This window comes from Ignavibacteriales bacterium, assembly GCA_015709675.1.
GTDB lineage: Bacteria > Bacteroidota > Ignavibacteria > Ignavibacteriales > Ignavibacteriaceae > H2-BAC3.
The window spans coordinates 4015816-4037101 of record CP054182.1 but is presented as its reverse complement, the minus strand read 5'-3'; the positions used below and the strand labels follow the sequence as shown (position 1 = coordinate 4037101).

Genomic DNA, 21286 nt, shown 5'->3' with positions numbered 1-21286 from the left:
TTAGAAGAAAATTCAGTTGCAAAGAATTACTTTACAACTGCCCCCGCCTGAAGGTAATACGGGGCAACTAATTACTTCCATGAAAGAACTGATCATGCCTAGAATTCATAAGAGACTAAATGCACAATGACAACCCTCAGCAGCCTCACCCAATGCCTGGCAGCTAACCATTTTCTGATAGCGCAATCAACCAAAGATATATACATATTAACAGACACATTATGAGCACTATACCATTTCAGACAATTGACTGGACTTCAATAGAAAGAGTCGAATACAAGGGAGAAACCGGAACTGCATATTGGCAGACACTTCAGTTTGAAGGGCTGAGAATACGGCTTGTGGAATATTCAAATGGTTATTTAGCAGACCATTGGTGCCAGAAAGGACACATTGTCCATTGTTTGGAGGGGGAATTTATCAGTGAACTGAGTACCGGTGAAAAAATTAAACTCACCAAAGGGGAAACCTATGTTGTATCCGACGGGCTTAGTTCACATCGTTCTTTTTCTGCGAACGGAGTAAAACTTCTGATTATTGACGGTGAATTTTTAAGTTCGTGAAAATTAGTGTAAAGCTGCAGTGCATTTGTTAACACGAATTGCACTAATGTAAGCGCACGAATTACACTAAAGCTCGGTTCTTAATTCGTGTAAATTAGTGTTCTCAAATTCGTGTAAATTAGTGTAAACTCTTCTCCACCTCCCCCCTGAAACTCTCCCCTTTCCTCCTGCATCTAATACGGCAGAAAAAGGTATTTTTATACCATAAAATCTGGCAATTATGTTTTATTGAAAAGGAAAACAGATGGCATTCAATTTTAATAAGTTAACCGTTAAAGCCCAGGAAGTAGTTCAAAACTCACTGGATATAGCCCGCAACTACAGTAATCAGGTTCTCGAACCGGAACACATCCTTGCGGCAATGATTGAGGAGGGGAATGGGCTTACCGAAAATATCATCCGCAAAACCGGCGGAAATGCAAATAAAATTAAAATACAGATAAGTGAAGTGATTGACCGTCTCCCCAAAATCAGCGGGGCGGCCATATCCGAGCAGCAGATGTCCAATCAGACCGCCTCACTTTTTGACACCGCGTTTAAGGAAGCCGGCAATCTGAAGGATGAGTATATCTCGACTGAACACCTGCTCCTTGCACTTTCAAAAAATCAGGGGAAAGTCGGCCAGCTCCTGCGTGATTCCGGAGTTTCTTATGACATTATCCTGAAGGCGCTGGTTGATGTGCGCGGCAATCAGCGGGTTACTTCACAAAACGCAGAAGATACCTATCAGTCACTCAATAAATATGGGCGCGATCTGAATGAACTGGCTAAAGCAGGTAAACTTGATCCGGTCGTCGGGCGTGATGAAGAGATCCGCCGGGTACTTCAGGTGCTTTCACGCCGGACGAAAAATAATCCGGTCCTGATCGGTGAACCCGGTGTGGGTAAGACCGCCATTGCCGAGGGGCTGGCGCACCGCATCATCGCAGGAGATGTTCCTGAAAATCTGAAAAGCAAACGGATCGTCGCGCTTGATATGGGAGCGATGATTGCCGGCACACAATTCCGCGGACAGTTTGAAGAGCGGATGAAAGCGGTGCTGAAAGAAGTTACCGCCTCTGAGGGAGAAGTGATTCTTTTTATAGATGAACTTCATACACTGGTCGGAGCCGGACAGGCAGAAGGGGCAATGGATGCTGCGAATATCCTTAAACCTGCTCTTGCCCGCGGTGATCTCCACTGCGTTGGGGCTACCACACTGAATGAATATAAAAAATATATAGAAAAAGATGCCGCACTTGAGCGGAGATTTCAGCCGGTGCTGGTGAGCGAACCCTCGGAGGAGGATGCAATCTCCATCCTGCGCGGACTGAAAGAAAAATATGAAGTGCATCACGGCGTGCGCATAACGGACGGTGCGATTGTTGCCGCAGTGCAGCTTTCTCAGCGGTATATATCAGACCGCTTCCTGCCGGACAAAGCCATTGACCTGATTGATGAGTCTGCCTCAAAACTCCGTATTGAAATAGACTCAATGCCTGAGGAACTTGACTCATTGCAGCGGAAAACCCGTCAGCTTGAAATTGAGCGGGAAGCACTCCGCCGTGAAAAAGATGAAGCATCTGTAAAGCGGCTTGCTGAACTTGAAAAAGAACTGAGCGCGCTTAATGAGGAAAAAACACATCTTAAGCTGCACTGGCAGAGTGAAAAAGACAAGATCAGCGTTATGCGCACGATCAAAGAACAGATTGAATCACTCAAAGCAGATGCTGAACGGCTTGAGCGCGAAAACAATTATGAAAAAGTTGCGGAGATCCGCTACGGCAAAATAGTTGATCTTGAAAAAAAACTTATAAACCAGCGTACTGAACTTGCTTCAATTCAGAAAGACAAAAAACTTCTTAAAGAAGAGGTTGAAGCAGAAGATATAGCCGAGATTGTTGCAAAGTGGACCGGCATTCCGGTTCAGCGAATGCTTGAAAGTGAAAAGCAGAAACTCCTGCGGCTTGAAGAAGAACTGCATAAACGAGTTGTAGGTCAGGAAGATGCAGTAATCGCGGTATCAAATGCAATCCGCCGCTCACGTACCGGTCTGCAGGATGTTAACCGTCCGGTGGGCTCATTTATCTTTCTCGGTACAACCGGCGTGGGTAAAACAGAACTTGCCCGCGCACTTGCCGAAGCATTGTTTGATGATGAGCACGCAATGATACGCATTGATATGTCTGAATATATGGAGAAGTTTTCTGTCTCCCGTCTGATTGGAGCACCTCCGGGATATGTTGGCTATGAAGAAGGGGGACAGTTAACTGAAGCGGTGAGAAGAAGACCTTACTCGGTTGTGCTGCTTGATGAAATCGAAAAAGCGCACCCGGATGTGTTTAATATATTGCTGCAGGTGCTTGATGACGGCCGCCTGACGGATAATCAGGGGAGAACCGTGAACTTTAAGAATACCATTCTTATTATGACATCAAATATCGGTTCGATGATTATACAGGATGAACTTGAACGTGCCGGTGAAAATCTGGAAGATGCAATGGGAAGTCTTCGTTCAAAGATAATTGATTTGATGAGAAGAACCATAAGGCCTGAGTTTCTGAACCGCATTGATGAATTGGTGATGTTTAAACCTCTCAGCAGAAAAGAACTGCGCAGCATTGTGGATATACAGATTGAAAAAGTAGTAGTAATGCTTGCGTTAAAAGACCTGCATCTGAAAGTCACAGATGAAGCAAAGGACTGGCTTGCGCAGGTTGGGTATGATGTTTCATTTGGCGCGCGGCCGTTAAAACGTTCGGTTCAGAAATATCTGGCAAACCCCCTTTCAAGATATCTGCTTGAAGGGAATTTTAATGAAGGAGATACCATCCTGGTTGAAACCGGAGAGCACTCAGGGTTAAGTTTCCGGAAGGAATAATAGTATATATAATCGTAATTCGCAAGGGCAGGTCGCGACCTGCCCTTTTTGATCGCGGATTAAACGGATGACACAGATTGCACGGATTTAATTCGTGAAATTAGTGTCCTCAAATTCGTGTGAATTTGTGTTAAGTTCCGCCTTTCTGGTTAACACGATTCGGATGAAAGGGGTTATTATGATACATTCTCTCTGCTGATAAAATTATTACCAAACTTAAAAAATAATACCGGCAAAACTATCATATTGAGAGCTGTTGATGTTAAGAGACCACCCAAAATAACAATAGCCATCGGGGCTTCAATTTCTTTGCCGGGTTCACCGCCGCCTAACGCAAGCGGAATGAGGGCAAAAGCAGCGGTAATTGCTGTCATAAGAATCGGATTAAGCCTTTCAAGAGAGCCCTGAACTATTGCCTGATGTAAACTTTTTCCTTCGCTTAACAGCTGATTAAAATGTGAAATCAGCAGAATGCCATTTCTAATTGCGATGCCGAACAGAGTGATAAAACCAACAAGCGAGGCAACAGTTATTACTCCTCCGGTAAAGTACACAGACCACACGCCGCCTATGAGTGCAAATGGAAGATTTGCAAGAATAAAAAGCGCGGATCTGAAATTACCAAACTGCAAAAACAGAATCAGTAAAATTGCACCGACAGATACAATGCTCAGCAAAGCGATTATCTGTGTTGCTTTTTGTTCACTTTCAAACTGTCCGCCGAACTCAATATAGTATCCGTGCGGAAGTGATATCGAAGTGTTAATCCGGGTTTTCATTTCATCAATAACACTTTTCAGATCGCGGCCTGATACATTTGACTGCACAACAATTTTACGCTGAATGTTTTCGCGGCTTATTCTGTTTGGACCTGTTTCGTTAACAACTTCTGCAAGAGCAGAAAGAGGCACTTTAACACCTGACGGAGTATCAAACAAGACAGACTGTATTTTTTCGATGCTGCCTCTGTTATTGTCATCAAACCTGACGATCAGATCATAGGTGTTTTGTCCCTCTCTTATAAGGGTTGCCTTTTCACCGTTAAAAGCAATATCAATTGCCTCAGCAAGTTCACCAACGGTTATGCCATAGAGAGCCATAGCACCGCGGTTGAATTTGATTTTGGTCTGGGGCACCTCGGCTTCCTGATCGGTTGCAACATCAACAGCGCCTTCTATTTTAAAGATTTCATCTTGTATCTGTTTAGCAAGCGAGCGCAACTGCTGAAGATCAGGACCAAATATCTTGACTGCAATATTAGCCCTGGTGCCGGAGAGCATGTGGTCAATCCGGTGTCCGATCGGCTGACCGATAGTAACATTAGTCCCCGGAAGCACTAAAAGAGCTTTGCGCAATTCAGTAATGAATTCCTCTTTGTCACGATCTTTCAGCTCAAAACTTACATCCAACTCTGCGCCATTTACTCCTTGTGCATGTTCATCAAGTTCAGCGCGTCCGGTTCTGCGTGCAGTAGATTTTACCTCAGGGAAATTCAGAATGATTTCTTCTGCCTGATTGCCGATCTTATTTGATTCATCAAGAGATGAGCCCGGAAGCGTAACAAGACTGAGAGTCAGTGCCCCCTCATTGAACTCAGGGAGAAATGATCTGCCCAGAAATGGTATTACGGCAATAGTAATACCAAGAGCTGCGACAATTATGGAAATGAGTGCTTTGGGGCGGCGTAACGTAAAATGCAAAATCTTTTCATAGAGATACTTCATTTTTGTGACAAGCCAGGAGTCCCCCTCTTTTGACATAAAACGGGCATTTGGCAAAAGATAATAAGCTAATACCGGTGTTAAGGTAAGCGCAACGAACAATGATGCAAGTATTGAAGTAACATAAGCAATACCCATGGGACGCAGTAACCGCCCTTCAACACCGCTGAGAAAGAAAAGAGGAAGAAAGACGATAACAATAATTATGGTAGCATTCACCATAGGAGAGCGTATTTCTCTTGATGCCTCGTATATAATAGTAAGGGGGTTTTTCCGTTCAGCTTCCGGTTTTTGTTTGTTCTCTTTCAGCCGTCTGAAAACATTTTCCACATCAATAATAGCATCATCTACAAGAGCACCTATTGCTATAGCGATGCCCCCCAGAGTCATGGTATTGATCATAATATCAAAAATCTGAAAAACCAGAATAGTGATGATTATGGAAAAAGGAATAGCCAGAACTGAAATGAATGTGGTCCTGAAGTTCCAGAGAAATAATGCTATCACTACAATCACAAGGATAGCACCGTCCCGAAGTGCTGAGATAACATTATTAATGGAGGTCTGGATGAAATCCGCCTGCCTGAAAATGGAAGAGTTAATGGTAATACCCGGCGGAAGTGATTGCTGAATAAGCCCGAGGGTTTTTTCAATTTCAGCGGTAAGTTCTATGGTATTTGTTTCTGGCTGCTTTTGCACAGTCAGTATCACAGCCGGAAGAGCGTTTGCGGAGCCATCGCCCATTTTAGGTGCAGGTCCTGTTTGTATTTCTGCGATATCGCTCATATATACCGGAACCCCGCCCTTCATGGCTACAACACTGCGTGATATATCTTCGATCGTCTGAATGCGTCCGATTCCTCTGATGAGATATTCACTTCCGGCAGACATATATGACCCGCCGGAGGAATTCTTGTTTGATTCTTCTGCTGCATGCAAAACCTGCGTAAGACTGATTCCATACGAAGCAAGTTTTTCAGGTGAAACCAGAATCTGATATTGTTTTACTGCTCCGCCGAGCGGAATAACCTGCGATACACCGCTGATGGAAAGCAGCCGCCGCCGTACATCAAAATCTGCAATGCTGCGCAAGTCCATTTCATTCAGATTTTGCGTATTGTTTTTTTCATCAATCTGAAGACTGATGAGCATTATTTCACCCATAATGGAAGAAATAGGTGCCAGAACCGGATTGTCAGCTCCTTCGGGGAGTGATTGTTTTGCATTTTGGATTTTTTCGTTAACAATCTGCCGTGCAATAAAAATGTCCGTTCCCCAGTCAAACTCGACCCAGACGATTGAGAATCCGGCTGAACTTGAAGACCGGACTCGTCTTACATCAGTAGCACCGTTAACCGCAGCTTCCAGCGGAAAGGTTACCAGAGCTTCAACCTCTTCTGAAGCCATACCGTGTGCTTCAGTCATAACCGTAACAGTTGGCGCGGTCAGATCGGGGAAAATATCAACGGGCAGGCCGACCGTTATATATGTGCCTGCCACAAGCATAATGACCGCTGTGATAAGAACAATAAGGCGTTTGTTCAGCGCCAGTTTAATAAGTTTATCTAACATGATGATTTCCTTGCCGGTTAATGTACGTGGCCGCTGCCGATTGCTGATTCAGGAGAAAGCGCTGCAAGGCGGATCTGATAAGCTCCGCGTGTAACAACCCGTTCTCCTTCATGTACTCCCTCAACAATTTGTATATATCCGTCACCGGATGCGCCGGTTTTTATGGTGCGTTTCTGGAACGACTCTCCGCTTGCCTGAATATATACAGTCTTCGTCCTGTCTTCGTCAACAATTGCACTTTCAGGAATTGACAGATAATTTCCCTTCTCCGAGGTTTTGAGGCTAACTTCAGCGAAGATACCCCCCTTGAGCTTGTTGTCAGGATTACTGAACTCAAAATATACCGGAAGAGTCCGGTTTTCGGGATTAAGCACTGATGAAACTGAAACTTTCTTTCCGTTCAGCTTGCTTATGGTCAGTTCAGTATTATAACCTTCAACGGTAAACGAGGCATCAGTTGTTTCGTTCGCGAGCAAAAACTTATTCGCAGGCACGTTAACCTTTAACAGAAGCCGTGACGGGTTGATGATGGTAAATAGTTCCTGTCCGGCTGCAGTCTGGCTTCCGGGTGAAGTCATCACATTCTCTATATATCCGCTCACGGGGGCGATCAGTGCGTAACCGTTGGAAGTAAACCTCACCTGATCAAGCAGTGCATTGTAGCCGGCTTGTTTTGCTTCAAAATCAAATTTGCTTTCATCCAGACGTTTCCCGGAAACGGCACCTGCGGCATATAATTTTTTTACCCGTTCATACTCTTTTTCTGAAAGCAGAAAATCGTTTTTCACTTTTTCTATCCCCGCACTTGCATCAGCGGTTGGGGAAAGTGTAATAAGAACATCGCCTGATTTTACGTAGATACCTTGCCGCGGAAAAGTCCGGTTATGTTTTGGCGTAATGGTGCCTGCTACCGGTGAAACTACTTTTACCTGGTGATCCGGTCTGACGGTAATTTCTCCTGAGGTTTTGAATGAGCTCTGCATCTCCCGTATTGCAGCGGGCTGGGTTGCAAAATCAATTTTCCATTGCTGTTCTTTCAGGAAACCAATCTCAGATGAACCATCTTCTTCTTCATGCGGAATCTCTCCCTCAGATGGATACACAATGATGTTCTCAACACGGATTTCATCAGATACCTGAGCACCATTCAGCCGTATTGTCATCTGATAGGTGCCGGCTGCATCTAAGCGCACAACAGGCACATATATACCAGCCCGTTTTGGGGCTGATTCAGTAATTTTAAGTGTTTTACCGTTATCGCCGGTGAATTCAACCGTAAGCGTTCCTTCAGTAACTGCTTTGAAAGTTTTCATAACAGAAAGATGAATAAGAAACTCCGCATCTGCTCCTGCAGAAAGCCGGGGGTATTCCATAAAAAGTTCTGTTGAATCCGTCCAGAGGGTTACTGAAACCGCCGGGTGTTCGTGTTCAGGGGCTGTGTCGTGTTTATGGTCTGAACAGCCGGGTACATAAAAAAGCAATACTGTAAGGGCAAAAAGATAATAACCAGTTTTCATTGTAATTTCTCTTATTCTTCTGATGATAATATGATGGCAGCAGCCGAAAGCTGCTGAAGTTTATAGACACTTGAGTAGAGCGCGCCTTCAAGCCGGGCTTCCTCAGTTAGTCCTTCAACACACGTCCGCAGACCGTCTGTCAGTTCAACCAGTGAAAGCTCTCCTGATTCATAAGAAAACAGGATGGTGGTGAGCAATGATCTGAAATCATGCTGACTGTGCAAAGTAAACAAGGAGTTTGCAGCCAGATACTCATCGAATGCATCGGCTATTTCAGTCCGGATTTTTTCTTTCATATACTGAATTTCGCTCTGCAACAGGGAAAGCTCTGTTTCTGACTGCTGTATGCCGCTCTGGTTTCTGTTGAATAGCGGAATTTCAACATCGAGCGAAAAGACCGTCCCGCTCAGGTCTCCCGTTTGTTTTTTATATCCGGCTGAAAGCAGTATATCAGGGATGGATTGCAATTTATTATAGCTGAGGTCTGCTTCTGCCCCCTCTGCTGCAATAACTGCCGCAGCCAGATCACTCCGTTTTTCAATCCCTGTCAGGATAGCTTCATCTCTGCCCTCATACCCGGGTAACCGCATAAAAGGTTTTTCGGTTGTAATAATATCAGGATTGGCTTTTCCGGTCAGCAATTTTAGTTCATTCCCGGCCTGACGTTTTCGGGATGCTGCATCTGATTTTGCTGCAATGATCTTTTGCAACTCAATAAGGATCCGCTGCATTTCATATTCCGAAATATCCCCTTCTTTCAGGCGGTTGCGCACCGCTTCAGAGAGTTCCTTTACTTTTATATATATCGTATCCAGCCGCTGAGTCAGCTTCTGGTATATATAGTGTGATGAGTAAACGGTTACGGTCTTTGCGGTGAGCTCAGAGAGTAAATGATTGAGCAGCAGTTTTTGTGCTTCAATGGTTTTTTCGCTAGCTTTGATGCCTGTCCCGCGTTCCCAGAAATAATTCAGGGGGTATGATCCTGAAATGCTCCATTCTTCGTAGCCAGGACCCTGCCCCTGCAGTATCTCACCTGAATAGGACATCAGGGGATTAGGAAACTGTCCGGACTGCAGCAGTTGGCTCTCGGCTTTTTTAATTGCCGCCTGTTGTTTTTTAAGACTGATATTATTGTTCAAAGCCAGAGTAACAGCTTCTGACAAGGTAAAGATACTCTGACCCATGACTGCGGATACAGAAAATAACGTAAGCGCAATCATCAGAAAAGTGAATCTCACGATTCCTCCGAATGATGATTAAAAAATGATTATTTTAGGAAGCGTCAGGAAACAGGTGGAGAAAGATTGGAAGAGGAATGGACATAGCTGTCCTGTAGCGTAAAATATCCGGTTTCCGGCGGTGTGTAATTAGCGGATGTCAGGCAGATCGGACTGAAGTAGGGCTGCAGAACCGAAACTACTGCATACACATTGCTTCCACCCGCTATTCTGTTAGGGGATACAAATTTTTGCAGTTCGGCTTCAGTGAAGTGAATGTGGTTTTCTTCCGGCTCGGAGAGCAGATGTCCGCCCTCAGACGCAGAAGAAGATACCTCAAGGGCTGATCCGTGGCTATGAAAAAGTGAATGTCCGTGCCCCGTTTCATGCAGATGATAAAAAGGGGAAACAAGAAGGAAAATAAAAAAGAGAGCCGAGAGAATCAGCGTTATTAAGGCGGTATTTTGTCTATTCTTTTTCATTTGTGGCGGGCAATATAGGAGAAATCGGGATGAAATAAAAAGGGGAAAAATGATCACGGATTAAACTGATTACGATCGCAGATTAAGCTGATTGCACAGATTGCGCGGATTGAGAATTTAATTCGTGAAAATTAGTGTACTCAAATTCGTGTCAATTAGTGTTAACATCTGCTCATATTTTCAGTTTATTTTTCTTAAAAATGGTATTTTCTCAAGCGGGAAAACAGCAAAAATAGGAAAACAAGGCACGATCGTGGATTAAACTGATTGCACGGATGTAATTCGTGAAATTAGTCTCCTAAAATTCGTGTGAATTCGTGTAAAGTTTTGGTTCGTACTGACAGGTCGCGATTTGTCACTTACCCCGCACCGAAAATTTTTCCACCAGCGGATCCATCACTTTGCGCCAGAGCGGGGGGATGAGCGCAAGCAATATCATTCCCGGGTAGCCGGTAGGATGGCGCGGACTTTCTTCAATATCACGAAGTATCTGGTACTCCCTTGTGGCATTCATGTGATGGTCAGAGTGGCGCGTCAGCTCAAACAGAAAATACCGGCTGATATAAGTGTTTGAATTCCATGAATGATGTATGTCAACTTTTTCAAATCTCCCCGGTTCTCTCTCAAGACGCTCAAGTCCGTAGTGCTCAATGTAATTAACAATTTCAAGCAGCGTGAAAGATATCACCGCGGTCAGCAGAAAAAGAAAAACTGCAGCAGCTCCATAGATAATATATATCCCCCCGAAAAAGATTACCGTAGTAAGTGTGTAATGCAGCATTGCATTGGAAAAGGAAAAGAACCCTTTCCCTGATTTCTTCAGCCGCACAAGTTCCAGTTCCCAGGCGCTGCGGTAGGAACCAATAACCGACTTAAACCAGAACCCGAAAATATGCTCTCCGTATAATGCTGTTGCCGGATCTCGGTGCGTACCGACATGTTTGTGATGTCCCCGCACATGTTCTATGGTAAAGTGTATATATAATACCGGAAGCAGAAGAAGCTCCCCGGCAAGTTTCAGCCACCGCTGCGGACGGTGAATCAGCTCATGCGCAACGGTAATGCCGATCCCTCCGAGCGAAATTGCAGTAGAGAGTATCAGTCCGGTCAGTTCAGGGGCAGTATAGTGATTTTTACTCACAGCTTCAAGAAACCGCCATACGATGATATACTGCAGCGGCAGATGCAGCAAAAGCATACTGGTGAATGAGGCGCCTGAGCGGAGTCCGTCTTCCAGATACTCAGGCACATTGCTTCCGTCATCTTTTAAAATCAATTCGGCTATGGGGACAATCAGAAACACCGTAATAACGGTCAGCCAGCTCATCCAGCCGCCGTAGATAATCCCTACAAGAGAAAGAAGCGGAACAACAAACGAAAGTGAGTAGGGAAGCAGCCGCTTTACGGTATAATTCTTATTTGGTCAGCCCCAGCATCTTGGAAACAGCCAGGGTACTGAAGTTAAGACCAACATAAATTTTGGGTTCATATTTTTTTGGGAAGAAATTTTTGATATCATCCAGTGAATTGATATCCCCTACATCCTCGCCGTTGCTCACCTGGGTTGAGCGGTACCAGACCAGTCCGGAGACAAGCTGAATATCCTTGGTGATGTTAAGACCGAGACCTGCGTATAGATTGTCGAACGGCTTGCTGCTTATGTCCAGCCCGACAAAAAGATTGAGCCGCTTATGGAAGTCTGACCAGAATTCTCCCTCCCAGGGAACATACGTTGGGTTCCACGAATCCATCTCCCGCCCGAAGTGAAAATTAAATCCGAGAATGAACTGTCCGTTCCATTCGCTGCGCACATTGTTTGAAAGAAAAAGCTGTTTGTCCTTAATCAAAAAATTCTTCTCTTTACCCGGAGACGCACTAACACCGATGGCAACATTGTAATAACTGATTTCATGATTGATATAGCTTGCTTCCTTCTCTGCTTTAACCTTCCCCTGATTCAGTATTTTAAGAGAAATCCGTATATCTGACGGGCAGATTACTCCCTGAAGTTTGATAATTTTGTAGTAATAATTATATACAGCATCATCGCCGCGGGTGCTGTTAGCGTCGGTTTTTAAGCCGGTGAACCAGCTTTTTACACTGGCAAAATCCTTCTGCAGGGCTGATTCCCGCTCATGGATTTCGTAACTGATTTCATAATCATCCATCAGCTCGTCATCAATCCAGATCAGGTACACATTTTTTGCTTCGACTATTCTGTCGGTCAGTCCGTTTTCGTCACGCAGGATAAGCTGAAACTCATTCATATCCATCACACCGCTGAAGAGTATATATACATCCTCTTCCGGATTGTAACCCGGGATGACCGATTTTCCGTCTGCCTTGATGATATCCTTCGTTATCTCCTCAAACTTCTTTTCGGCGATATAATCAAGTATGTAGTTATACCGCTTAATCTGAAACAGCCTCTTGTCTCCCAGACTGTCGGCCCCGCTTACCGCCTGGGGGAAGAGCATGGCTGCCTGCAGAATGATGAAAATAACGGAAAAAACGGCCTTCATGTTTTGATCCTGTCAGAATTTTTTGATAGATTAAAATAGTTTATTCGATTTAATTTTGATAGCAAAAACAACGCATATGATCTCCGACGAACTCCTGAACATACTTCGCTGCCCCCTTTCAAAAGCGCCTCTGGTCTTCCATGAGGGATTTCTGGTCTCTACCGACCCGGAAACCCGTCGCCGGTACCGCATTGAGGACAATTTTCCCGTCATGCTCATTGACGAGTCAGAAGAATTGCCTCAGGCGGAATGGCAGAAAATCATGGACTCGGTTCAAAAGAAATCCTAAGAAAATGTACAATGTACAATTAACAATGTACGTTTAGTTGAAGAACCATCTGAATTCGTTGAGACAGATGAAAATCTGTCTCCGGGCTGCAATTCTAGAGCAAAGTCGCGAAGTTCAGGTATCGAAATTAATCATCTGCTGAGGGTTTTACCCGTTCAATAGGGGTTTTGTTTCAGCCGCAGATAAACGGCTTAATAAAACTCCACTGAGTATTCAATCAGCTTCCCCCCTTTGTAAACAAACTTCCCGGAAAAGAACTTCTCCTGTTCAAGCCAGGGGAGGAAAATTGCATCTCCTTCCCACAGGTTCAGGGAAAGGAGGTCTTTATCATTAATCCATTCCAGATGTCCCTCGGTGGACTCAATCAGATGGCCGGAGAATTGGGGCGCTGTGAAGACGAACACGAACCAGTCCTCATCATCTTTAAATGCAGGAAAAGTAAGAAAACCTTTCAGAACCGGCTTTTTGATAGTAAGCCCCGACTCCTCCCTGATCTCCCGTATGACACATTCCTCCGGAGTCTCCCCGGCATCAAACTTTCCCCCAAGTCCGTTCCACTTCCCCTGATGCACATCATTTTCCTTTTTAATGCGGTGCAGCATCAGAGTTTTGCCGTTGGGGATGTCTTTAACGTAACATAAGGTCGCTAATTTCATAATAAAATTAATTGATAAGTGATAATGGATAGTTGATAATGGGCAAAGGGTAATTACAGTTTACCGGAATTGGATTTGGCAGTTTTAATGATGGAAACCAGAAGCCGGAGAATCTCATCATTATCCTCTTTCATTGATGTGTATTCGATCTCTTTAAGGTATTCTGATTTGAATAATAGTTCAAGCCAATAGTCAGTTTCGCTGGCTTCTTTAAGCGCTATGGACATCTTATGGATAAAATCAGGTTTTGATTCAGCCTGTTCAGATTCCCGGACAAGCGCACCAATTGCTGTACCTGACCGTAAAAGCTGCTTTGCTAAAATAAATTCTTTATGTTCATTTCTAAGATATTCACAAAGTTTGATTACCCGAATCGCAAATGCAAAACTTTTATTTTTTATGATATTTTCTTTCATCAGCGTTGTTTTTTTGAGTTGTGTTTTTAATGAAGCTGTTTAAAGAATTCCTGAATTTACTTCTCACGGTTAAAATTCGCAGGCAACATGATGATAATGTTACCCACCGTTTTATCCGTCTGTCGCAAAAATACAGAGGATTACTGCAACTCCAAAATAACTAAAAAGGAAAATCCTAGCTGAAACCCGAATTACATTTCCACCCTGACCATCATCCTTTATTCTTTATCCCTTATTCCTTATCCATTATCCACTATCCATTATCAATTGAATTTTACCGCTACTCCCGTCAATGCCGTTGCAATATATTCGTGTGAATTGTCCTGTCCGCTTACGATGCTGGTGAGCGCTTCACCGCTGTAACGGGTAACGTAGGAGTGCTTTACATTGATGACTGCATCCGCTCCGGCTTTTGCGGCCTCTTTTATCAGCAACGGAAGCAGAGCCGATTTATCTGCATAAGCATCCCCCTGAACTTCGATGAATGCAATCTGCTGATAGTTCTTCTGAAAAGTTGCACCGTCTTCCCAGAAAACTGCAACAGAATCTTTGGGGGGATATTGCACCGCCGGATTAATTTTTGTTACCTCCACGAGCGGGGTATATCCGTAAAAACATCCGCTAACAAATACAGCGGAAAGCAGTGTGATACTGAATATATATTTCATTTCTTTTCTCCTTTTTAGCACCGGAGAAATGCAATTTATATGCCAGCGGGGAGGCAGCGAATTAGTAAATTTTGACTGGTTTGTCTTGGGTCTGCGGGCGGAACTGTTTACTTTTTTGTAACCGGCTGTCCAGTTTACTGAACTGCCGGGTTTGTTCATGTCAGGTTCTTCCTCATCAGCAAATCCGTCTGCTCATCATTCCCCAGCCGGAAGGGGTGGGTGCCAAACTCCGTAAATCCGTTTTTCCGGTAAAAGCTGAGTGCCCGGTAATTTTTCTCCCACACCCCCAGCCAGACCGAGGGAGCATGGAGTTCCTTTGCCCGCTGAAGCGCTTTGTCTAAAAGCATCCGTCCTGTCTCTTTACCGTAATACTCACTCAGAGCGTAAATTCTCTCAATCTCCACGGCACCGGGGTCATGCTGTTCGGTCTGGGCAGGCCCGAGATTGATTTTCAGATAACCTGTTATTTTACCGGTGTCTAGGGCAAAGTAAAACTCGGAATTTGGGTTTTTCAGTTCTGATGCAAGCCGTTTCTGAGAGAGATTTTCTTCAAGGTACTGCTTCATGTTTTCTTCTGAATTCACCGCCGCGAATGTCTGAATAAATGTTTCCCGGCTGATCTTCTGCAGTTCTTCAAGCTCCCCGGGACTGACTTTTCTGATGGTTGTGCTGCTCATATTTTTTAACTGATTGAATCCGCTAATGTAAGAAAATCGTGACAAGGGAAAACAGCCTGAACTCATTAATGGTGCTCTGTGGAGATCTTTGGCATGCATATTGAATCTGTGAGAGTATCCGCCCGCCTGATCCGGAACAAATCCGTGTTTCAGGGGGTAGAATCGGTAGAAGAACTCTGAAAGCTTTATTTTATATTTGCTCTCTGAAAAAAGGAAAAACATGGCAGCAAATAATAAAGCCCGTGAACGGGTTAACGCAAAAAAAGTTCAGACGCAGAAAAAGGAGCGGAAGCCCCTGATTGACCCGAAATACAAAAGTTTTGTGAATCTGGTCATTTTTCTGGCCCTGGCGCTGATTTTTTTCATTATTAACAATACCCGGACTGAACCAGAGCGCGGACCTTATCCGCCCGACTATGACAAGGAATCGGTGGAAAGCCGCCTGGTGAAGTGAAACCTAAAGGCGCGGAATACATCTAATTTTTTATAAACTAAAGGAATCTCAATGAAAAAATCACTCATGACCGTACTGGTTCTGTTCATCAGCGCAGCCATGTATTTCTCTGTTTCGGATACTCAGGCAGTACAGCTAAAAGGGAAAAAAGCCCCTGATTTCAGTCTTAAAGACCTGAACGGTAAAGTTGTAAAGCTTTCGGATTTTAAGAATAAAATTATCATCATAGACTTCTGGGCTACATGGTGCGGACCCTGCCGCAAAGGAATCCCTGATCTGGTTTCCCTCCAGAAAACCTACGGCAAGGATGTGGTAATCATTGGCATAACTGTGGATGACGATCTGGCGGAAGTTCCTCCGTTCGCGCAGAAATACGGCATCAATTATCCGGTGCTCTACGCAGACAGAAAAGTGATTAAAGATTACGGCGGAATTGACGCAATCCCTACTTCATTCATTGTTGACAAAAAAGGCAACATTGTCGACAAGCATGTCGGCCTGATACCAAAATCAGAATACGAAAAGAAGATTAAAGAATTGATGTAATTCACCACCCGGACCCCGCCTCAGAGCGGGGTTTGGTGTTTTTAGGGGGATATTTCCAAACCTTAAGCGATGGCCGGACGGAAAATTTTCTCCAGTGAAATCCTTAAAAACAAGAACTTAAACCACCTCACCTCACATTCTGCTTTAAGGAGATTTCAGGCAATTTCCTTACATTTAAAGTTTAATTTGAATAAATCCAGAGTACATGGCTAAAAGCGAAAAGAAAAGCGCCAAGGAGACAAAAGCGCGGGCATTTCAGAGTTCGGAAGAAAAAACTGACTCCATTATCGGGCTTGTCCTGATGGTGAGCGCGCTGCTGCTTTTCCTGAGCATTGTTTCTTACAGTCCAAGCGATATCGGTTTCATCCGGAGCGGTTCGATATCCATTGAACTGCCTGAAGAGGGGGCGGAGTCCGCGCCGAAAGGGCAGATTAACAACTGGATGAATATCGCCGGTGCATATACCGCTCACTTTTTTGTTCATAACACTCTGGGCTATTTCTCCCTCTTTCTGCCCCTGCTTATTGGATATATCGGCTTTACGTTTTTCAGCAAGCGGGAGCTTTTTTTTGTTCTTAAGATCTCGGCTTCATCCATGCTTGCCGCGGTGATGGGAGCATCACTCTTTGGCGTTTTCCGGCTTAAGTTTGAAGGATTTTATGAGGCGGTGGAATCTTCCGGATATATCGGACTGCAGCTTGCCTCACTCCTCGACCGTGCTATCGGCGGGGCCGGGGCCGTTATTGCTTTACTCACAGGGCTCCTGATTCTTGCGATATATGTCTTTAATGTCAGCGTAAAAACTGCGGCAGTCTCGGTCAAGGAAAAACTTTCTGAACTGCGCGATAAAGCCGCCGAACTCCGTGAAAGGAATAAGAATGCTGATGATGAAGAGGAACCGGAGGAAGAGTATATAAGCCAGAATGAGATTCTTCAGAAGCAGGCAAAACCGAAAGCAAAGAAACCACAGAAGGAAGAACAGCTTTCATTTGAGGATGATGAGGTGATTGCCATCATACCGGATGAGGGAAATAAGAAAAAAGAAACCAAGATTAATATCAACCTAAAGCAGAATGAAGCGGCTGCAAAATCTGATGCGGATACGGCAAAAGAAGAAAAGCCGGTGAAGAATGATAAGCCCGCAAAGAAAGAAATAAAACCAAAAACCGCGGGAAAAGAAGAGGAAGAGGTAAGCGAGTTTATCAAACAGCTCACCGGGGAGTCACAGGTATATACTGCAGAAGGGGAGAAGGGATATTCTCCGGCTGATGAACCTGCCGTTGAGGTTGACCGCGAAAAAGAAGTGCGCCTGCCTGAGCCGTGGGAAGAAAAAATTAATTATAAAAAGCCGTCTCTTGATCTGCTGATGGATCCTCCGAAGCAGGATTTCAAAATAGCGGAAGAAGAACTGAAGAAAAATGCTGAGCAGTTAAAGGAAAAGCTCGCGCTCTTTCAGATTGAAATTGAAAATATCAGTGTAACACCTGGACCTGTTGTTACGATGTATGAAATCGTACCGGCACCCGGTGTAAAAATCAGCCGTATTGTTAATCTTGAAAATGATATCGCGCTCGCTCTTGCCGCGCGGGGTATCCGTATCATAGCTCCGATACCGGGACGCAGCGTTATCGGTGTTGAAATTCCGAATGCTGATCCGAGCATCGTGGTAGCAAAAGATATCATTGCTGTTGTGGGAAATAAAAAAGCGGAGATACCGCTCGCGCTTGGCAAGGATATCGTGGGCAATGTTATAATCGCGGACCTTGCAAAGATGCCGCACCTTCTTGTTGCCGGATCTACCGGTTCAGGTAAGAGCGTGGGCATTAACATGATGATTACCAGTCTGCTTTACGCAAAGCATCCCTCTGAGGTGAAACTGGTCATCATTGATCCGAAAAAAGTGGAGTTGTCATTTTATAATATGCTGCGCCATCATTATCTGGCGGTGTCGCCTGATCTGAATGAAGATATCATCACCACTCCTCAGAATGCCATTGTGGTTTTGAACTCAGTTGTCGCGGAAATGGAAAAGCGTTTTGATATGCTTGCCAAGGCAGGGGTTAGAAATATTGTGGATTATAATATACGCATTGCTGACCCGGTTCGGGCTCCAAAGAGTGATGATAATATCAAACATCACTTTATGCCGTATATCGTGGTTGTGGTGGATGAACTTGCTGACCTGATGATTACCTCCGGCAAAGAAGTTGAAGAACCTATTACCCGGCTTGCGCAGCTGGCCCGTGCGGTTGGTATCCATCTGATACTTGCGACGCAGCGCCCGTCAGTAAATGTTATTACCGGTCTTATAAAAGCAAACTTCCCGGCGCGTATTGCATACCAGGTTGCAACCAAGATTGACTCCCGCACCATTCTTGATATGAACGGAGCTGAACAGCTTATTGGCCGCGGTGATATGCTTTTCCTGCCGAACGGAACCCCGAAACCGATGCGTGTCCAGAATGCTTTTATCTCGACCGACGAAGTTGAGAATGTAACGAACTTTATAAACGGGCAGAAGGGCTACTCAAAACCATATTACCTTCCTTCTGTGGCTGAGAAAAAAGCCGGAAGCGGAACCGGTACCCTTGCCGATATGGATGCATTGTTTGAGGATGCGGCGCGCATTGTGGTGCAGGCGCAGCAATGTTCGGTTTCTTTCCTGCAAAGAAGATTAAAACTCGGCTATGCCCGCGCAGCGCGCATCGTTGATCAGCTGGAAGATACAGGCATCGTGGGTCCGGGAGACGGTGCAAAGCCCCGGCAGGTGATTGTGGACAGTCTGGATCAGCTTGAAGCGGTCATCCGTACTCTTATCTGAGAAATAACCTTTTAGAATAATGAACAGAATCCTTATATATATACTCCTGCTCTCCTCATGGCTCGGGGCACAGCAGCTTGAAGAACTGCAGAAGCGGTTTAATGCTTTGAACAAATTTTCCGTTAAGTTCACCCAGATTGTTGACGGAAAGAAGGGGCTGAGCGGTACCTTCTATCATAAAAAGGAAAAAAACCTCCGCCTTGAGATGCGCAATGTGGTTGTGGTCTCTGACGGTGAGAGCGTATGGAGCTATAACAAAAGTCTGAAAAAAATTACGGTAACCTATCTTGAAGGAACTCCGCTTGAGACGTTTGATCTTTCATCATTCGTTAACGAATTTCCGAAGAACGCGGATGCGGAAGAACTTACCCTTAACGGAAAAAAAGGCATCCGTCTGAAAGCAAAAAAGAAAAGTGATTCTCTCTCTGAAGCGCTGATTATTCTGAATGAAGATGGACTGATCAGTGAAATGACGGTGACCAACAGGGATAAGTCAGTAATGAAAGTGAGCTTCAGTTCCTATAATCTGAACAGCAGCAGTATATCCGATGCCCTCTTCACGATGGAGCGGCCGGAGGGAGTTGAAACGGTTGACCTCCGCTGAGAAGAAGCAGCATCATTCCGGCAGGAAAATAGCCGGTGTTGCATTCTCTGTATTGCTGACCATTGGTTTTATCTGGCTTGCATTCAGAGGGGCAGATCTTGGCAGAATGTGGGAAAGCATTGCAATGTCCCATCCCGGGTGGATTGCTGCATTTATTGCCTCTTCCCTGATTTCCCATTATCTCAGAGCGCTCAGATGGGGCGTTATTCTTAATACGATTAAGCAGGGAACAAAACCCTTCCATCTTTTCTCTTCGCTGATGATCGGCTACGGAGTGAATAATGTGGTGCCCCGCCTCGGTGAAGTCACGCGTGCAGTTTCGCTCGGTGAACTGGAAAACGTATCCCGGACCTCGGTGCTCGGCACGATCGTGATTGAACGGGTTCTTGATATCATATTCTTTGGTCTTTCGGTTATCATCGCGGCCACACTATATACCGGTGATATATATCAGAGTGTTCCCTGGCTTCACATGACCATCATCATCGGATCAGTTTCCATCGGCATCATCATCGGCGGAATTATTACAGCGATATTCTTTACCGGAAGTATAAAACAATATCAGGTGGAACTGGGACCCGGAGGAGGATTCAGACGCCGCTTCATTGAAGTGCTTCTGAAACTGATTGAGGGATTCTCAAGTCTCAAGGGAATCAGGAATTATGTTCTGACGCTGATCTACTCCGCGGGCATTATGTTTTTTTACGCGCTGACTTCCTATCTCGGACTGCTGGTTCTTGATATGGATCTGATACTTACGGTGGATTACCTGACCGGCTGGGTTATCATGAGTATCAGTTCCATCGGCATAATGATTCCCACTCCCGGGGGATTCGGTTCATATCATGCAATCACCAAGGCGGCGCTCGTTGAGTTGTACGGCTTTAACGCTGAAATCAGCCTTGCCTATGCAACCATGACTCATGCAACAGCATTTCTTTTGCAGATATCTACGGCAGTGTTTTTCTTTATGATACTCAGACGCAAGTACTCATTCTTTAACAGCAGATTATTCCGCGGATTCAGCAATGATGAACAGTAACAGATATATCCTCCTTTTCCTTCTTCTTGCCGGTGAAATGTTATTCGGGCAGCTCTATGTGCGGGGGAGCATGGGTATCAGTTTTTTTACCGCCCCGGCAATGAAGGATTATCTCAATTTTAATTACGCACCCGCTGATCAGCAAGTGAATACCTTCTCAACCTCGGTTGAGTTTGCCGGTGAGGCAGGATATATATCAGGCGGCTACAGCTATGCGGCTGAGTTCGCCTATTTCCTGAACTCCTATACCTACCCGTTTATAGCGAGCCAGTATGAGTTCGGTTACGGAATTTTGGCTCCATCGGTGATTGTTTCTTCAGTCACGTCAGGTAAAGGATATAATCTCCGTCTTGGCGCCGGAGCGGGACCCCGTTTCACTACGGTTGAAGAAACCATCCCCGGCTCAAATGTAAAAAAATCATTCACCTCGGCGGGTGTCGGGTTTCTGGTAAAAGCGGAGGGGAATACTGCTCTATCAGAAAATCTTTACGCGTATATAGCGGGTGATATCAGATATGATATGAATGGTGAGCCGGAAAAGGATGGCAAGGGAATGACCTCGCTGCTCACGCCGGAAAATCTTTCCATGAATATATTTTCGTTCGGCATTAAATTGGGCGTCTCGTACATCTTCTGATGCCTGATCAGTGCCGCTGTCA

19 protein-coding genes are annotated in these 21286 nt (G+C 44.9%); 9 read left to right on the top strand and 10 right to left on the bottom strand.

Annotation, left to right across the window (positions count from 1 at the left end):
• Positions 1–221 precede the first annotated feature (221 nt).
• Together HRU80_15935 and clpB are read left to right on the top strand one after the other, a co-directional pair.
• Positions 222–563 carry a DHCW motif cupin fold protein gene (locus HRU80_15935; GenBank protein ID QOJ30280.1) on the top strand — a complete coding sequence of 114 codons (342 nt, stop codon included), beginning with the start codon at positions 222–224 and terminating at the stop codon, positions 561–563.
• Between the two features lie 244 nt (positions 564–807).
• Positions 808–3423, top strand: a complete 2616-nt coding sequence (gene clpB / locus HRU80_15930; GenBank protein ID QOJ30279.1) for an ATP-dependent chaperone ClpB — start codon at positions 808–810, stop codon at positions 3421–3423.
• Positions 3424–3599: 176 nt separating this feature from the next.
• Here the strand turns inward: clpB and HRU80_15925 are convergent, their stop codons facing one another.
• From HRU80_15925 to HRU80_15900, 6 genes are all read right to left on the bottom strand, one after another.
• On the bottom strand, positions 3600–6716 hold the full coding sequence (locus tag HRU80_15925) for an efflux RND transporter permease subunit (GenBank protein QOJ30278.1): 3117 nt from the start codon (positions 6714–6716) through the stop codon (positions 3600–3602).
• A gap of 17 nt (positions 6717–6733) precedes the next feature.
• Entirely contained in the window at positions 6734–8233 is a 1500-nt protein-coding gene (locus HRU80_15920; protein ID QOJ30277.1) for an efflux RND transporter periplasmic adaptor subunit, read from the bottom strand.
• 11 nt (positions 8234–8244) lie between these two features.
• Entirely contained in the window at positions 8245–9471 is a 1227-nt protein-coding gene (locus tag HRU80_15915; protein ID QOJ30276.1) for a TolC family protein, read from the bottom strand.
• A gap of 44 nt (positions 9472–9515) precedes the next feature.
• A complete protein-coding gene (locus HRU80_15910; GenBank protein QOJ30275.1) occupies positions 9516–9932 on the bottom strand; it encodes a hypothetical protein in 417 nt (138 codons plus the stop codon).
• A gap of 355 nt (positions 9933–10287) precedes the next feature.
• On the bottom strand, positions 10288–11259 hold the full coding sequence (locus tag HRU80_15905) for an alkane 1-monooxygenase (protein QOJ30274.1): 972 nt from the start codon (positions 11257–11259) through the stop codon (positions 10288–10290).
• 88 nt (positions 11260–11347) lie between these two features.
• Positions 11348–12454, bottom strand: coding sequence for a hypothetical protein (locus HRU80_15900; GenBank protein QOJ30273.1), 1107 nt, complete (start codon positions 12452–12454; stop codon positions 11348–11350).
• A 76-nt stretch (positions 12455–12530) separates the two neighbouring features.
• Here HRU80_15900 and HRU80_15895 point away from each other — a divergent pair, with 76 nt between their 5' ends.
• Positions 12531–12743, top strand: a complete 213-nt coding sequence (locus tag HRU80_15895) for a hypothetical protein (GenBank protein ID QOJ30272.1) — start codon at positions 12531–12533, stop codon at positions 12741–12743.
• Positions 12744–12934: 191 nt separating this feature from the next.
• Here HRU80_15895 and HRU80_15890 read toward each other — a convergent pair whose 3' ends face one another.
• The 4 genes from HRU80_15890 to HRU80_15875 form a co-directional block, all read right to left on the bottom strand.
• On the bottom strand, positions 12935–13402 hold the full coding sequence (locus tag HRU80_15890) for an 8-oxo-dGTP diphosphatase (GenBank protein ID QOJ30584.1): 468 nt from the start codon (positions 13400–13402) through the stop codon (positions 12935–12937).
• Positions 13403–13452: 50 nt separating this feature from the next.
• Positions 13453–13815, bottom strand: a complete 363-nt coding sequence (locus HRU80_15885; protein ID QOJ30271.1) for a four helix bundle protein — start codon at positions 13813–13815, stop codon at positions 13453–13455.
• Between the two features lie 263 nt (positions 13816–14078).
• On the bottom strand, positions 14079–14483 hold the full coding sequence (locus HRU80_15880) for a hypothetical protein (GenBank protein QOJ30270.1): 405 nt from the start codon (positions 14481–14483) through the stop codon (positions 14079–14081).
• Positions 14484–14638: 155 nt separating this feature from the next.
• On the bottom strand, positions 14639–15160 hold the full coding sequence (locus HRU80_15875) for a GNAT family N-acetyltransferase (protein ID QOJ30583.1): 522 nt from the start codon (positions 15158–15160) through the stop codon (positions 14639–14641).
• 220 nt (positions 15161–15380) lie between these two features.
• Here HRU80_15875 and HRU80_15870 point away from each other — a divergent pair, with 220 nt between their 5' ends.
• The 6 genes from HRU80_15870 (at position 15381) to HRU80_15845 (ending at position 21264) form a co-directional block, all read left to right on the top strand.
• A complete protein-coding gene (locus HRU80_15870) occupies positions 15381–15614 on the top strand; it encodes a hypothetical protein (protein QOJ30269.1) in 234 nt (77 codons plus the stop codon).
• 51 nt (positions 15615–15665) lie between these two features.
• Complete coding sequence (locus tag HRU80_15865; protein QOJ30268.1) at positions 15666–16160, top strand: TlpA family protein disulfide reductase; 495 nt, start codon at positions 15666–15668, stop codon at positions 16158–16160.
• A 205-nt stretch (positions 16161–16365) separates the two neighbouring features.
• Positions 16366–18981: a DNA translocase FtsK gene (locus tag HRU80_15860; GenBank protein QOJ30267.1), complete on the top strand. Its 2616-nt coding sequence runs from the start codon at positions 16366–16368 to the stop codon at positions 18979–18981.
• 19 nt (positions 18982–19000) lie between these two features.
• Positions 19001–19585, top strand: a complete 585-nt coding sequence (locus HRU80_15855; protein ID QOJ30266.1) for an outer membrane lipoprotein carrier protein LolA — start codon at positions 19001–19003, stop codon at positions 19583–19585.
• Positions 19563–20627 (top strand): flippase-like domain-containing protein, encoded by a 1065-nt coding sequence (locus HRU80_15850; protein ID QOJ30265.1) that lies wholly within the window; start codon positions 19563–19565, stop codon positions 20625–20627. The genes HRU80_15855 and HRU80_15850 overlap by 23 nt, the downstream gene beginning before the upstream one ends.
• Positions 20614–21264: a hypothetical protein gene (locus HRU80_15845; GenBank protein ID QOJ30264.1), complete on the top strand. Its 651-nt coding sequence runs from the start codon at positions 20614–20616 to the stop codon at positions 21262–21264. Before HRU80_15850 ends, HRU80_15845 begins: the two co-directional genes overlap by 14 nt.
• The last annotated feature ends 22 nt before the right edge of the window (positions 21265–21286 follow it).

Excerpts from the sequence above, each read along its gene's own strand:
- HRU80_15860 (QOJ30267.1), top strand. The coding sequence starts at position 16,366 with ATGGCTAAAAGCGAAAAGAAAAGCGCCAAGGAGACAAAAGCGCGGGCA.
- HRU80_15935 (QOJ30280.1), top strand. The coding sequence starts at position 222 with ATGAGCACTATACCATTTCAGACAATTGACTGGACTTCAATAGAAAGA.
- HRU80_15865 (QOJ30268.1), top strand. The coding sequence starts at position 15,666 with ATGAAAAAATCACTCATGACCGTACTGGTTCTGTTCATCAGCGCAGCC.
- HRU80_15875 (QOJ30583.1), bottom strand. The coding sequence starts at position 15,160 with ATGAGCAGCACAACCATCAGAAAAGTCAGTCCCGGGGAGCTTGAAGAA.
- HRU80_15910 (QOJ30275.1), bottom strand. The coding sequence starts at position 9,932 with ATGAAAAAGAATAGACAAAATACCGCCTTAATAACGCTGATTCTCTCG.
- HRU80_15855 (QOJ30266.1), top strand. The coding sequence starts at position 19,001 with ATGAACAGAATCCTTATATATATACTCCTGCTCTCCTCATGGCTCGGG.
- HRU80_15920 (QOJ30277.1), bottom strand. The coding sequence starts at position 8,233 with ATGAAAACTGGTTATTATCTTTTTGCCCTTACAGTATTGCTTTTTTAT.
- HRU80_15900 (QOJ30273.1), bottom strand. The coding sequence starts at position 12,454 with ATGAAGGCCGTTTTTTCCGTTATTTTCATCATTCTGCAGGCAGCCATG.
- HRU80_15885 (QOJ30271.1), bottom strand. The coding sequence starts at position 13,815 with ATGAAAGAAAATATCATAAAAAATAAAAGTTTTGCATTTGCGATTCGG.
- HRU80_15895 (QOJ30272.1), top strand. The coding sequence starts at position 12,531 with ATGATCTCCGACGAACTCCTGAACATACTTCGCTGCCCCCTTTCAAAA.
- HRU80_15880 (QOJ30270.1), bottom strand. The coding sequence starts at position 14,483 with ATGAAATATATATTCAGTATCACACTGCTTTCCGCTGTATTTGTTAGC.
- HRU80_15925 (QOJ30278.1), bottom strand. The coding sequence starts at position 6,716 with ATGTTAGATAAACTTATTAAACTGGCGCTGAACAAACGCCTTATTGTT.
- HRU80_15870 (QOJ30269.1), top strand. The coding sequence starts at position 15,381 with ATGGCAGCAAATAATAAAGCCCGTGAACGGGTTAACGCAAAAAAAGTT.
- HRU80_15845 (QOJ30264.1), top strand. The coding sequence starts at position 20,614 with ATGATGAACAGTAACAGATATATCCTCCTTTTCCTTCTTCTTGCCGGT.
- clpB (QOJ30279.1), top strand. The coding sequence starts at position 808 with ATGGCATTCAATTTTAATAAGTTAACCGTTAAAGCCCAGGAAGTAGTT.
- HRU80_15905 (QOJ30274.1), bottom strand. The coding sequence starts at position 11,259 with ATGAGCTGGCTGACCGTTATTACGGTGTTTCTGATTGTCCCCATAGCC.